At 73.6% G+C, this 13005-nt stretch carries 10 protein-coding genes and 1 pseudogene; 6 read left to right on the forward strand and 5 right to left on the reverse strand.

Annotated elements, in window-relative coordinates; genetic code table 11:
• The first annotated feature begins 22 nt into the window (after positions 1-22).
• The 3 genes and pseudogenes from ACK1X7_RS15990 to thrS all read left to right on the forward strand — a co-directional run.
• A complete protein-coding gene (locus tag ACK1X7_RS15990) occupies positions 23-220 on the forward strand; it encodes a ferredoxin (RefSeq protein ID WP_385143717.1) in 198 nt (65 codons plus the stop codon).
• Positions 217-1452 carry an NAD(P)/FAD-dependent oxidoreductase gene (locus ACK1X7_RS15995; protein WP_413115225.1) on the forward strand — a complete coding sequence of 412 codons (1236 nt, stop codon included), beginning with the start codon at positions 217-219 and terminating at the stop codon, positions 1450-1452. The genes ACK1X7_RS15990 and ACK1X7_RS15995 overlap by 4 nt, the downstream gene beginning before the upstream one ends.
• 262 nt (positions 1453-1714) lie before the next feature.
• Positions 1715-2953: pseudogene (gene thrS, locus ACK1X7_RS16000) on the forward strand (threonine--tRNA ligase); the annotation flags it as partial.
• Positions 2954-3111: 158 nt separating this feature from the next.
• On the opposite strand, the gene ACK1X7_RS16005 reads toward thrS, so the two are convergent.
• The 3 genes from ACK1X7_RS16005 to ACK1X7_RS16015 form a co-directional block, all read right to left on the reverse strand.
• Positions 3112-4257 carry a serine hydrolase domain-containing protein gene (locus ACK1X7_RS16005; RefSeq protein ID WP_413115226.1) on the reverse strand — a complete coding sequence of 382 codons (1146 nt, stop codon included), beginning with the start codon at positions 4255-4257 and terminating at the stop codon, positions 3112-3114.
• Between the two features lie 218 nt (positions 4258-4475).
• Positions 4476-5069, reverse strand: coding sequence for a hypothetical protein (locus ACK1X7_RS16010; protein WP_413115227.1), 594 nt, complete (start codon positions 5067-5069; stop codon positions 4476-4478).
• Positions 5063-5785: a hypothetical protein gene (locus ACK1X7_RS16015; protein WP_390794813.1), complete on the reverse strand. Its 723-nt coding sequence runs from the start codon at positions 5783-5785 to the stop codon at positions 5063-5065. The genes ACK1X7_RS16010 and ACK1X7_RS16015 overlap by 7 nt, the downstream gene beginning before the upstream one ends.
• Positions 5786-5911: 126 nt before the next feature.
• Between ACK1X7_RS16015 and ACK1X7_RS16020 the strand changes: the two genes are divergently transcribed.
• On the forward strand, positions 5912-6499 hold the full coding sequence (locus ACK1X7_RS16020) for a GNAT family N-acetyltransferase (protein ID WP_385154941.1): 588 nt from the start codon (positions 5912-5914) through the stop codon (positions 6497-6499).
• 262 nt (positions 6500-6761) lie between these two features.
• On the opposite strand, the gene ACK1X7_RS16025 is transcribed toward ACK1X7_RS16020, so the two are convergent.
• On the reverse strand, positions 6762-8855 hold the full coding sequence (locus ACK1X7_RS16025) for a DHA2 family efflux MFS transporter permease subunit (RefSeq protein WP_385154938.1): 2094 nt from the start codon (positions 8853-8855) through the stop codon (positions 6762-6764).
• A gap of 162 nt (positions 8856-9017) precedes the next feature.
• On the opposite strand from ACK1X7_RS16025, the gene ACK1X7_RS16030 reads away from it, so the two are divergent.
• Positions 9018-10085, forward strand: coding sequence for a peptidoglycan-binding protein (locus ACK1X7_RS16030; RefSeq protein ID WP_413115228.1), 1068 nt, complete (start codon positions 9018-9020; stop codon positions 10083-10085).
• A gap of 167 nt (positions 10086-10252) precedes the next feature.
• Positions 10253-10903 carry an HAD-IA family hydrolase gene (locus ACK1X7_RS16035; RefSeq protein WP_385154932.1) on the forward strand — a complete coding sequence of 217 codons (651 nt, stop codon included), beginning with the start codon at positions 10253-10255 and terminating at the stop codon, positions 10901-10903.
• 752 nt (positions 10904-11655) lie between these two features.
• Here ACK1X7_RS16035 and ACK1X7_RS16040 read toward each other — a convergent pair.
• Positions 11656-12237, reverse strand: coding sequence for a TMEM165/GDT1 family protein (locus ACK1X7_RS16040; RefSeq protein WP_216348189.1), 582 nt, complete (start codon positions 12235-12237; stop codon positions 11656-11658).
• Between the last annotated feature and the right edge of the window lie 768 nt (positions 12238-13005).

Genomic DNA, 13005 nt, shown 5'->3' on the forward strand with positions numbered 1-13005 from the left:
GCAGCGGAGGCAAGGAGTCACCATGCGTGTGGAAGTCGATGTTCCCAAGTGTGTGGCGTCGGGTCAGTGCGTGATGATCGCACCCGATGTGTTCGACCAGCGGGAGGAGGACGGCATCGTGATCCTGCTGGAGGAGCGGCCCGCGTCCGAACTCCACGCCGATGTGCGTGAGTCCGCGGTGGTCTGCCCGGCGGCGGCGATACGGGTGATCGAGAAGTGAAGCAGGTGGTGGTCGTCGGTGGATCCGCCGCCGGTCTGGCGGCGGCGGAGACGCTGCGGCGGGAGGGGTACGAGGGCACGATCACGCTCATCGGCGATGAGCCGTACCACCCGTACGACCGGCCACCGCTGTCCAAGCAGATCCTCGGCGGGCAGTGGGAGCCCGACCGGGTGCCGCTGCGCGCGCCCGCCGATCTGGACGCGCTCGGCCTCGATCTGCGCCTCGGGGTCGCCGCGACCGGCCTCGACCTCGCGGGCCGTACGGTCGCGCTGGCCGACGGGGCGCGGGTGCCGTACGAGGGCCTGGTCATCGCCACCGGCGTCCGCCCGCGCCGCCTGCCCGGCGGCGGGGACGGCGACGACGACGGTGGCGGGGACGGCAACGGCGGCGGCGGGAAGCGCGCGCATGTGCTGCGCACCCTGGACGACGCCCTGGCCCTGCGGGACCGGCTGGGCCCGGGGCGGCGGCTGGCGGTGGTCGGCGCCGGGTTCCTCGGCGCCGAGGCCGCCGCCGTCGCCCGGGGGCTCGGCACGGAGGTGACGCTGCTGGAACCGGCGCCGGTGCCGCTGGCCCCGGCGGTCGGCGAACGGGTCGGCCGGGTGCTCGCCCAGGCCCACCACGACCACGGCGTCGATCTGCGTACCGGCGTCATGGTGGCCGAGGTGGCCGACGGCGGGGTGCGGCTGGCGGACGGCACGCTGGTCGAGGCCGATGAGGTGCTGATCGCGATCGGCTCGGTGCCCAACACCGGCTGGCTGGAGGGCAGTGGCCTCACCCTGGGCGACGGCCTGGAGTGCGACGAGTACAGCGCCGCCGCGCCGGATGTGTACGGCGCGGGGGACGTGGCCCGCTGGCACAACCCGCTGTTCGGTACGGCGATGCGGATCGAGCACCGGACCAACGCCACCGAGCAGGGCATGGCCGTGGCCCGCAACCTCCTCCGCCCGGACGACGAGCGGCGGCCGTTCGCGCCGGTGCCGTACTTCTGGTCGGACCAGTACGACCTCCGGATCCAGGCCCATGGCCATCTGCGCGGCCATGAGGAGGTCGCGATCGTGGAGGGCGCCCTGGAGGAGCGGAAGTTCCTGGCCGTCTACCGCTGCGGGGACCGGGTGGCCGGTGTGCTGGCCGTCGGGATGCCCCCGAAGGCGATCCGCAGCTGGCGGCAGGCGGTCGCGACACGGGCCGCGTGGCGGGACGCGGTGGGAGAACTGGTGCCGGAGGGGGCGTAGCGACCCGCGGCCCGGCGGGGCCCGGGCCCGGAGAAATTGCCGGGCGGGCCGCGTCGGGCCTTGCTACGGTCGGCGGCATGAAGCGCGCTGCCATCGCTGCCCTCGTCGCCATCGTTGCCCTCGTTGCCATGACGACGACGCCGGAGAGTGTCCCGGCGCGCTGATCGATGTTCTGATCCGAAGCCCCGGGGCGAGTGCCCCGGGGCTTCGCCGTGCGGTCACTCGCCCGACAGCCACCGACGTCCGCCACGTCGACGAGGAGACCGTGATGTCCGACCACCGCAAGCTGGGCCGTGAGCTGGGCCTGTTCGACACCGACCCGCTGATCGGCGCGGGGCTGCCGTACTGGCTGCCCGACGGCGCGACCGTACGGCACACCCTGGAGGAGTACATCCGCGACGCCGAGCGGCGGGCGGGCTACCGGCATGTGTACTCGCCGGTGCTCGGCAAGCGGGAGCTGTACGAGCTGTCGGGGCACTGGTCGCACTACAGCGACGACATGTTTCCCCCGATGGACCTGGGCGCGGAGCCCGGTGCGGAACAGGTCGTCCTGCGTCCGAGCCTGTGTCCCCACCATGCGGTCATCTACCGCTCCCGCGGCCACAGCTACCGCGAACTGCCGCTGCGGATGGCCGAGTTGGGCGGGATGTACCGTTCGGAGCTGTCGGGGGTGCTCGGCGGGCTGACCCGGGTCCGGGCCATCCAGCTCAATGACGCCCATATCTTCTGCACCCTGGACCAGGTCGCCGACGAGGCGGCGGCGGCCCTGGAGATGATCCGCCGGGCGTACGAGGCGCTCGGCATCACCCCGGCCCGCTATCGGCTCTCCCTCCCGGGCCCCGGCGGCAAGTACGTCGCCGCCCCCGAGATGTGGCGCCGCTCGACCGCCCTGCTGACCGACGTCCTGGACCGCTCCGGTCTGCCGTACGAGGCGGCGGAGGGCGAGGCCGCGTTCTACGGTCCCAAGATCGATGTACAGGTCGCCGACGGGGCGGGCCGGGAGTCCACCCTGTCCACCGTCCAGGTCGACTTCCACCAGCCCGAGCAGTTCGATCTGCGCTACATCGGCCCGGACGGCGCCCGGCACCGTCCGGTCATGGTCCACCGCAGCATCATCGGCAGTGTGGAACGGGCCGTGGCCCATCTCATCGAGGAGCACGGCGGGGCCTTCCCCGCCTGGCTCGCCCCCACTCAGCTCATGGTCCTGCCGATCTCCGAGGCCGAACTGCCGCACGCCGAGGCGCTCGTCCGGCGGTGCGTGGACCTCGGGCTGCGCGCGGAGCTGGCCGGACCGGAACGCGGCAGCCTGGGCGCCCGGATCCGGGAGGCCCGCCTCGTCCCGTACCAGGCCGTGCTGGGCGCCCGGGAGGCCGCCGACGGCCGGGTGGCCCTGCGGCTGCGGGATGGCCGCCGGCTGGACCCGCTGCCGGTCGCGGAGGCGCTGGCCCGGATCGGCGCGCTGGTGGGGGCGCACCGCACCGAGCTGTGGGGCGCGGCGTAGCGGGTGTCCGCCGGATCGTGACGCCTGCGGCGGCTGTTTCCCCTCCCCGCCCCTTCCCACAACTGGTGCTCCGCCCCAGACCCCGGCGGGGCTCCGCCCCGGACCCCGCTCCTCAAACGCCGGAGAGGCTGGGGTGGGAAACCCCTTGTGGGGGCCGATCAGCCGCCCAAAGACTCCCGCAGGGCGGCGACGAGACGGGTGGCGCGGGCGTCGCCGTGGCCGATCATGCGGTTGGCCACATAGGCGAAGCCCACCCCGAACTCGTCGTCGCCGAAGGCGAATTGCCCGCCCGCCCCGTCGTTGCCGAAGCTGCGCTCCCCCAGCATCGGCCGGAAGGACGGCGAGTCGAGCAGAAAGCCCGAGCCCCAGCGCGCTCCCATGTCGAAGCCCAGCCATCCCTTGCCGGACGAGAGCTCGCGGACCGCGTCCGTCACGGTCTCGGGGCTCAGCAGCCGCCGCCGGCCCTCGATACCGGTCACGGCCGCCGCGTACAGCCCGGCCAGCCCGCTCGCCGACGCGGTGGCGCCCGCGCCGGGCAACTCCATGCCGAGCAGCGCCGGGTCGTTCCAGCCGTGCGGCTCCTCCAGGCCGGGGAAGGCCAGCGCGCCGTTCATGGTCACGATGCGGGTCAGCAGATGCTCGGGCCCCGGCATCCCGGGCCGCCCCTCGGCCTCGACCAGCCGGGCCCGCCCGGCCAGCTCCGCCGTCGGCAGCCCGATCCAGGCCCGCAGCCCCAGCGGATCCCCCACGGCCTGCCGGAAGTACGCGCCCGGGGTGTGGCCGGTGATCCGCCGGATGACCTCGCCGATGAGGAAGCCGAAGACATGGCCGTGGTACTCGTACGACGCACCCGGCTCCCACAGCGGCGGCTGCCCCTCGATGGCGCGGATCACCGGCGCCCAGTCGGCGATCTCCTCGAATGTCAGCACCCGGTCGAGCACCGGGACCCCCGCCCGGTGCCCGAGGACCATCCGGCAGGTGATCGCCTCCTTGCCGTACCGGCCGAACTCCGGCCAGTACCGGCTCACCGGGGCATCGAGGTCCAGCCGCTCCTCCTGGGCGAGGAGGTGGGCGCAGACGCTCACGATGCCCTTGGCGCACGAGAACACCGGCACGGCGGTGTCCCTCTCCCACGCCCGCCCGCTCCCCTGGTCCGCGACCCCGCCCCACAGCTCCACGACCTTGCGACCACCGGCGAAGACGGTGACCGCCGCCCCGAGTTCGGGAAACTCCTCGAAGTTCCGCGCGAACACCTCGGCGACACCGCCGAACCCCTCATCGGCCCACCCGCTGTACCGCTCCATCGCGCCCCCGCCCCTTCACGGCCCCCGGCCGGTCCTGCCTGAACCCGCCTGAACCTGCCTGAACCCGCCTGATCACAACCGCGCCACGGTAGGCCGTGGCCCGCCCCCGGTACGACCGATTTACGACCCGGTCGGCGGCCATGAGGCATGGCCGCCACCCGGCGGAGCTCCGGGCGGCGGCCAGGCGGTTTGGTGGTGGTGTTGGCGGTGTCGGGCGGTCAGATGCTGATGAGGCGCTCCAGCACATTGCGGTAGCCCCGCATCGCCAGGCGGAGTTCTTCCGTCTCCGAGATGACCGCGTCATCCTCGTGCCAGGCGGCACGGAGCGTGCCGCGGCGTTCGGCCAGGAGATCGGCGAGCCGGGTGGCCACCTCCGCGAGCAGGGCATCGGCCTCCTCGACGGCGCCGCGTGGGGAGTCCACGAAGCCGCTGACCGCGTAGCGCAGCCGCTGGGCCAGTACGTCGTGCTCGCTTGTCGGCAGCACGGGGAAGCTGGGGCCGTTCGGGGTGCTCGGCTGCTCGGCGGGCGACGCGGACGGTCCGGACGACGCGGACGACCCGGACGGCTGCTGTGTCGTCGGCTTCGTTCCGTTCGACGGCCGCGATCCGTTCGACGGCCGCGATCCGTTCGACGGCCGCGATCCGTTCGACGGCGTCGGCGAGTGCCAGGTCGTCATCGGATCCGCCGCTTCCCTGTTGTCCCTGCTGTCCCTGTTGCCCACTCCCTGGGACAGCGGCGCCACTTCATGCTTCTCCCCTCCATGGCGCCGCCGGCCGTCGTGCTCCGCCGGGTCGGTCGGGTCCGTCACCACGCGCCGCCCTTCCTGGTGTGACCGAACCGCGTATGGCCCGTCCCGGCCCTGGTTCCGGATCCGGTCCCGGTCCCCGGCAGCCACCGGCGGACTCCGCTCCCGCTCCGCCGCTCGCCGAAGGGCTGCCGCGCGGTCTCGTGGCCGGTCGTGGCGCCGGTCGTGGCGCCGTGGTGCGGGGGCCTGACCAGGTCCTCGAAGAACGGCCGGGCGTGCACCACGGCCTCGCGCAGCTCCTCGGTGTCCGCGCGGCCCTCGCGGGCGAGGCCCGCAGTGTCATGGATCTGCCGGTAGCCCTGGACATGCTCGGAGTGGTGCACGGACAGCGCCGCCACCTGCTCCTCGTAACGGTCCGACGGATAGCCGCGGTCGTGGGCGAGGCGGGCCAGCAGCCGGTCGGCGCTGGTCACCGAGCGTTCCGGGGACTCGATGAACATCTCCTGTACGGCCGCCCATTCGGCCACGTACCGCTCGCGCAGCTCACCGGGCAGGGGCTGGGTCCTCAGATCGCCGTACAGCCGCAGCCGTTCCTCCAGCTCCCGCTCGGCCGCCTTGGTGTCGCCCGCGTGCTGGGCGACGTTCAGTTCGTACTCGGGCCCGAAGCGGCGTCGCAGAGCGCGTTCCCTACGGCTGGCGCCCGCACGGACGACGCGGATGATGAGCGCGGCCGCGAGGACGACCGCGACGACAACCACGATGCTGATTGCAGCAGTTGACATGGTCTGCTTCTGCCTTCCCGCTCGCTTCCCCCTCCGCGTTCGGGGGGCTCCTCTATTCGGGTAGCCCGGTCTTCGGCCCTCAAACTGCGGTGCGTGAGGCCGGTGGTGAGTGCCAAGATGCCGAGCATGACGAGCACGCCACGTACCCAGGCCGGTTCGCGCGCCCCGGCCTCCCCCGCGACGGAGCCGACGACGGAGCCGACGACGGGCTGGACGGTCGCCGCGCGGCCCGTCGACCATCCGGTCTCGGCCATGCTGCTGCGCGAGTACCTCGTCGATGTCGCCGACCGCTACCACCAGCTCCACGAGGAGCGGAACTCCACGCCGGAGGAGATCGAGCAGGCGCTCGCGGAGATGCCCAGCGACGATCTCGCCCCGCCGCGAGGGGTCTTCCTGCTGGCGCATCACGACGGCGAACTCGCCGGTTGTGCGGGGGTGCGGCTGATGGACGAGCGTACGACGGGGCTGACCCGGGCGGCGGAGCTGAAGCGGGTGTACGTACGGCCCGCCAAGCGGGGGCTGGGCGGCGGCGCCGCGCTGCTCGCGGCCGTCGAGACGGCGGCGGGCGAACTGGGAGCCGAGCGGATCGCGCTCGACACCCGGCTCGACCTGGTCGAGGCCCGCGCGCTGTACGCACGGCATGGCTACCGGGATGTCCCGCCCTTCACGACGGGGCCGTACGCCGAGGTCTGGATGGTCAAGGAGCTGGGCTGAGGCGGGGGCCGCGTGTGCGCGTCGGGGTGTGTGTGCGCGTCGCTGTGCGTGTGCGCGTCGCTGTGCGGTCTTCGGTCAGGTGCGGGTTTCGTCTCGCGCCTTCGGCGCCTTTGAGCATGGGCCCGGGGGTGGCGGCCTCGGTTCGTCGCCGGGCGGCGGGCCGGTGGGCCGGTGGGCTACCGAGGGGGTCTGGGTACCCCCTTCGCAAAATGCTTGATATGGCGCAACTACCTCATCAAGGGCCTCCCGATGTGCCTCGCGGTCAGGGTGTGCGCGGTGGCGGGGGGCGGCGGTGGTCGGGGCGGGGGGTGCCGTCCCTCGGCTGTTCCGCGTCGGAGCCGCACATCTCGTGCGTCAGCTCGTCCACCAGCTCGCTCAGGTCGGTCGGGCGGTCGGGTGACCACCAGTCGCCCAGGAGTTCCGCGAGGGACGCCTCGCGGGCCCGGTAGAGCCTGGTCGCGACCTCGCGGCCGTCGTCCGTGAGGATCAGGTCCAGTCCGTAGCGGCGGCCGAGGCCCCGCTCCTCGATCTGCCGGGTCGCCTCGGTGATGACCCGCAGCGGTACGGGCGAGCGCTGCGTGAGCATCGCGGGGTCGACCGAGCCGTAGTGGTGGATGCGCAGCAGCATCCAGCTCGCGGCCGGTCTGAGGTCGAGCCCGGCGCGCCGGGTGATGTCGACGTAGATCTTCCGGCGGCCCTCCCGGCTGCCGAGCAGGGACAGCGCCCGGGCGCATTCCTCGTGCGAGGAGCGCTGGACGGGGTTGCTGGCGAGTATTTCGCTGCCGTCGGGCGCCGTGACGCTGCCGCGCAGCGGCTCCTCCCGGAGGTACCAGGCGAGGACGAAGGCGAGCAGCACGACCGGCACCGCGTAGAGGAAGACGTCGGTGATGGAGACGGAGAACGCGTGCCGCACCGCCGCCCGGTCCACCGGCGGCAGCCGCCCGAGGCCGCGGGGGTCGGAGCTGAGGGCGCCGGGGGTGATACCGGGTGGCAGGCGTCGTCCGGCGAGGGCGTCGGCGATCTGGGGGCCGAGGTTGTTGGCGAAGATCGTGCCGAAGACGGAGACGCCGAACGAGGCGCCGATCGAGCGGAAGAAGGTCGCGCCGGAGGTGGCGACGCCCAGGTCCCGATAGCTGACGGAGTTCTGCACGATCAGCACCAGCACCTGGATGACCAGGCCGAGGCCGCAGCCGAAGACGAAGAAGTACGCGCTCATCTCCGCGACCCCGCTGGACTCCCGCAACTGGTGCAGAAGCAGCAGGCCGATGGCGGTGATCGCGGTGCCCAGGACCGGGAAGACCTTGTAGCGGCCGGTGCGGCTGACCAGATGGCCGGAGACGGTGGAGGAGAGGAGCGTGCCGAGGACCAGCGGCAGGAGGTGGAGGCCGGAGGTGGTCGGCGAGACGCCCTGCACGATCTGGAGGAAGGTCGGCAGATAGGTCATGCTGCCGAACATCGCGAAGCCGACGATGAAGCCGATGACCGCGCACAGCGTGAAGGTGCGGCTGCGGAAGAGAGTGAGCGGCAGCACCGGCTCGGCCGCGCGGAACTCCACCCGTACGAAGGCCGCCAGCAGCGCCATGCCGACCACCGCGAGCCCGATGATCTGCCAGGACCCCCAGCCGTAGGTGACCCCGCCGAGGGAGGTCATCAGCACCAGGGCGGCGGCGACCGCGGCGATCAGGAAGGTGCCGAGGTAGTCGATGGTGTGCGAGGTGCGGCGCACCGGGATCTGGAGCGCGGAGGCCACGACGAGGAGGGCGACGATGCCGACGGGCAGATTGATGTAGAAGACCCAGCGCCAGCTCAGACGGTCGACGAACACCCCGCCGAGCAGCGGCCCCAGCACACTGGCGGCGCTGAACACGGCGCCGAAGAGGCCCTGGTAGCGGCCGCGGTCACGGGGCGGGACGATATCGCCGACGATGGCCATCGACAGCACCATGAGGCCGCCGCCGCCCAGCCCCTGGAGCGCGCGGAAGGCGATGAGTTCCGCCATGTTCCCGGCCAGCCCGCACAGCGCGGAGCCGATCAGGAAGATGACGATCGCGGTCTGGAAGAGCCTCTTGCGGCCGTACTGGTCGCCGAGCTTGCCCCACAGCGGGGTGGCCGCGGTCGAGGCGAGCAGATAGGCGGTGACGACCCAGGACAGATGCTCCAGGCCGCCGAGGTCGCTGACGATCGTGGGCAGCGCGGTGGAGACGATCGTCTGATCGAGCGCGGCGAGCAGCATGCCGAGCAGCAGCGCGCCGATGGCCACCAGGACCGTACGCCGCGGCCGGCCCTCTCCCGGGCCGGGGGCCACGGCGTCGGGGGCTCCTGGGGCCGGAGCCGGGCTGCCGCCGTCCCGCGCCATGGCGACTCCTCCTCGCTCCTCCGTTCCCTCTTCATCCTCACCCCATCCTCACCTTTATGCCCTGTTACGGCCCGCCGTGCCGGTCCGCACGGCGGGCGAACACCTGCGCGGAAGGGGATCGGATGCGCATAATCGCTGCGAACTCCAGGGAGGGAAAGTTCCGTGACGGCAGAGTCCTGCCCGCACTGCTTCGCACCGGCACGCGCCAACGGGCGGCCCGGCTGTACGTGTGCCGAACGCGCCGCCGCGTCCACCGCGACCGCAGGCGAGACCGACGACCAGACCCATCCGCACCCCGTTCTGGCGCTCTCGGAGGAGCACCCGGGCGGGCCCGATCCGCGTGATCTGCGTCTCTTCGAGAAGGCGGAGAGGAAGAAGGCGGAGAAGGAGGAGGCGGAGAAGGGGGACACCGACGCGACGCGGGTGATCGACCGCGTCGAGGAGAGACCCGGCCGAGACGGGGCGGGGGCCTACGTCGGCGTCGGTTCAGACGTCGGCTCAGGCGTCGGCTCAGGCGCCTACGCAGGCGTCGGCATCGGCGTCGGCGGGGACGCGCCGGGGGAGGAACCCGGCCCCGCCCGGCACCGCAAGAGCAAGCGCAAGGTCGTGACGGCCGTACTCGCGGGGGCGGCGGCCGTGGCCGTGGCCGGTTCGCTGGCGGTCGGCACCGGGCTGCTCGGCGGTGACCACAAGGACGACGGTGGCGGCGGGGGCGGGGGCGGGAGCGATCGCGCGCTGGCCGACAGCACCGCCAGCGCGCCGGCCGAGGAGGAGCTGCCGGCTGCGGAGGGCAGCCCGTCGTCCGGCGCCCCGTCGTCGAGCGCCACGCCCCACCCGTCCGCGTCCGGCTCGACGCGGGCGAGCGCGTCCCCGAGCGAGACCGGCCCCTCGGCCAGCGCCCACCCCTCGGCGTCGGGGTCCGCGACCGGCTCGGCGACCAAGCCCGGACCCAGCGCGTCCGGCGCGCCGACCTCCACCCCGTCCGATCCCCCCGGGCCCACCGGCCCGCCCGCGCTGCGCGAGGGCGACAGCGGGCCCGAGGTGGCCGAGCTACAGAAGCGGCTGTCCCAGCTACTGCTCTATATCGGCATCGCGGACGGGGACTACGACGCCGGGGTGCGGAGGGTGGTCTCCAGCTACCAGAACCAGCACGACATCACGGGCGATCCGGACGGTGTCTACGGCGAGAACACCCGCCGCGACCTCGAGTCCAGAACCAAGGAGCCGTAGAGACGAGCCGTCGAGACGAGCCGTGGAGACAAGCCATGGGGGCACCCCCCCTGGCGCATACGGGCCACGCTTTGTATCGTGAAGGAACAAAGTGGTTCCGCCCGCTTCCCCTGACCGGCGGGCGGAGCCACTTGTGTTTCTTTCCGCGCACGCGCCCAGGAGACCCGATGTCGCTCACCGCCCGCGCACTCCTCCTCGACATGGACGGCACCCTGGTCAACTCCGACGCCGTCGTCGAGCGCTGCTGGCGGCGATGGGCGGCCGAGCAGGGGCTGGACGCGGAGAGCGTGCTCCAGATCGTCCACGGGCGGCAGGGCCACGCGACGATGGCGGTACTCCTCCCCGACCGGCCGGTCGAGCAGAACCTCGCCGACAACCAGCGGATGCTGGAGTGGGAGACCACGGATCTCGACGGCGTCGTGCCGGTGCCCGGCGCGCCCGCCTTCATGGCCTCGCTGGCCGGACTTCCGCACGCCCTGGTGACCTCCGCCGACAAGGGGCTCGCCGGGGCGCGGATGGGCGCCGCCGGGCTCACGATGCCGGAGGTGCGGGTCACCGCGGAGTGCGTCGGCGCGAGCAAGCCGGACCCGGAGGGCTTCCTCAAGGGCGCGGCCGAGCTGGGCTTCGCCCCCGCCGACTGCATCGTCTTCGAGGACTCGGAGGTCGGCATCGCGGCGGGCCGGGCGGCCGGAATGCGGGTCGTCGGCGTCGGCCCACGCGCCGCGGCGCACGCCCCGGACGCCCATGTACGGGACCTGGAACAGGTCCGGGTCGAGCCCCTGCCCGACGGCACCTTGCGGCTGCACATCTCCGGCTGAGTGCCGCGCCACGACTCACCCCTGGACCCCTCAGGCCCCTCGCCCCCACGCACGGCGGGCGCCTCGGGCCGAGCGCCACGCCTCACGCCCCCGGCATCTCCGGCTGAGTGCCGCGCCACGACTCACCCCTGGACCCCTCAGGCCCCTCGCCCCCACGCACGGCGGGCGCCTCGGGCCGAGCGCCGCCACGCCTCACGCCCCCCGGCATCTCCGGCTGAGCACCGGGACCCACACTCCCCCGGAATTCTCGGGCCCCATACCCCCACACCTGCCGGGCTTCTCGAGCTGAGCGCCACGCCCCATGCGCCCCGGCTTCTCGGGCCGCTCGCCCCCACACTCTCGGGGCCGCCCGGGCCGAGCACCGCGCCCCACGCTCCCCCAGCCTCCCGGGCCGAGCACCGCGCCACGCCACGTCCCCGCCTTCCGGGCTCAGCACCGCGCCACGCCACGCCCCCGCCTTCCGGGCTCAGCACCGCGCCGCCCGGGCGCCCCGGAACCAGACCCCCGGACAGCCGGACCCCACGCCCCCACGCCCCGCAGGCGTCCCGGGCCGAGCGCCACGCCTCACGCCCCGCCATCTCGGGCCGAGCACCGCGCCACGCCACGCCCCCGCCTTCCGGGCTCAGCACCGCGCCACGCCGCACCCCCGGCTTCCGGGGCTCAGCGGCGCGCCGCCACGCGCGCCCGGGCGCCCGGGCGTCCCGGGAGCCACGCCCCGGACAGCCGGGGGCGCCGCCGGGCGCGCGGCCCGCTCAGGCCGCGATGGCCTCGTACAGGCTGAATCCGCCCAGCGCCAGCATCACCAGGGCCGCGACCTTGGTGATCAGCCGGAGCGGTACGTATCGCATCAGGGTGCGGCCACCCACGATGCCCAGACCCGCGACGGCCCACAGCGCCAGCACCGCGCCCACGCCCACCGACAGCGGGTCGTCGTAGCGGGCGGCGAGGTTCGCGGTCATGATCTGGGTCAGATCGCCGAACTCGGCGACCAGGATCAGCATGAAGCCCGCCCCGGACACCTTCCAGAAGCTCTGGTCGGCGGGCTTGCGGACCTCTTCCTCCCCGTCGTCCTTCTTGAGGAGCAGCATCGCCGCTCCGCCGAGGAAGAGCACCCCCACGATCGCCTGGAGCAGCCGGTGCGGCAGCAGGGTGAGCACACTGCCCGCCGCGATGGCGAGCCCGACGTGGAGGGCGAAGGCCGCGGCGACGCCGACGAAGACGTATGAGGCGCGGTAGCGGGTGCCGAGCATCAGCCCGGCCAGGGCGGTCTTGTCGGGAAGTTCGGCGAGGAAGACGACGCCGAAGACCACGGCGGCGACGGTGATGCTGAACACGGAATGGATACCTCGTAGATCGGGCCGCACCCAAGGGCCCCGGGGAGGGATCGCTTCGGCACGGCAGCGTCGGACACTGCGGCCGAAGGTCTCGCTGGCGCACGGCCTCCGCGTGACGCGTTGGTCCCGTACGCTCCGGGCGCCGGCCCGCACCTCGAGGGGCGGGCAGTATGTCGACGGTCCGGCGAGGAGCTACTCCCCTTCTGCTGCCGACAAGGATACGGGACCCCGGGCCGCACCCGACCCCCCGGACCTCCGCCCCGGCACCCACCACGACCGCCGCCGTCGGCCCGAACAGCCGCACCACGCCTGCCCGCACGGGCAAACCGCCGCCCCGCGCCATGTCGACGAGGGCACCGGGATGTGTGACCAGCCCCACAAGCCGAGGGTCCGGTCGAGCCCCGGCGACAGCGCGCCCGAATGTCCGGCGGAGCCGCGTATCCCCCTCCCCGCAGCATGCATGCGCGACTCCGCCGCGTGGCAGGGGCTCCGGGCTCCGGGACAGAGCCCGGCGACGCGGCGCGACCGCACATCGACACCACGCGAAACGGACGAAGCCCAGTTCGGGGGCTGGGGCGGAGCCCCAGTTCGGGGAAGGGGCGGGGAGGGGAGCAGCCCGCCGCAGGCGGCACGGCCTCCCCGGCCGCCCGTCGCGCCGTCGCCGTTCGCGCGCCCGGCTCGCAGGCGGCCACAACCGCCGCCACGCGCGCGCCGGGCGACGGAGCCGCGAGTGTCGCCCCGGGCGCGGCGCTGACCGGCGGCGATGCC

It is taken from the genome of Streptomyces sp. CY-1 (assembly GCF_047218265.1).
Taxonomy (GTDB): Bacteria; Actinomycetota; Actinomycetes; order Streptomycetales; family Streptomycetaceae; genus Streptomyces; species Streptomyces niphimycinicus.

Excerpts from the sequence above, each read along its gene's own strand:
- ACK1X7_RS16035 (WP_385154932.1), top strand. The coding sequence starts at position 10,253 with ATGTCGCTCACCGCCCGCGCACTCCTCCTCGACATGGACGGCACCCTG.
- ACK1X7_RS15990 (WP_385143717.1), top strand. The coding sequence starts at position 23 with ATGCGTGTGGAAGTCGATGTTCCCAAGTGTGTGGCGTCGGGTCAGTGC.
- ACK1X7_RS16015 (WP_390794813.1), bottom strand. The coding sequence starts at position 5,785 with ATGTCAACTGCTGCAATCAGCATCGTGGTTGTCGTCGCGGTCGTCCTC.
- ACK1X7_RS16025 (WP_385154938.1), bottom strand. The coding sequence starts at position 8,855 with ATGGCGCGGGACGGCGGCAGCCCGGCTCCGGCCCCAGGAGCCCCCGAC.
- ACK1X7_RS16005 (WP_413115226.1), bottom strand. The coding sequence starts at position 4,257 with ATGGAGCGGTACAGCGGGTGGGCCGATGAGGGGTTCGGCGGTGTCGCC.
- ACK1X7_RS16020 (WP_385154941.1), top strand. The coding sequence starts at position 5,912 with ATGACGAGCACGCCACGTACCCAGGCCGGTTCGCGCGCCCCGGCCTCC.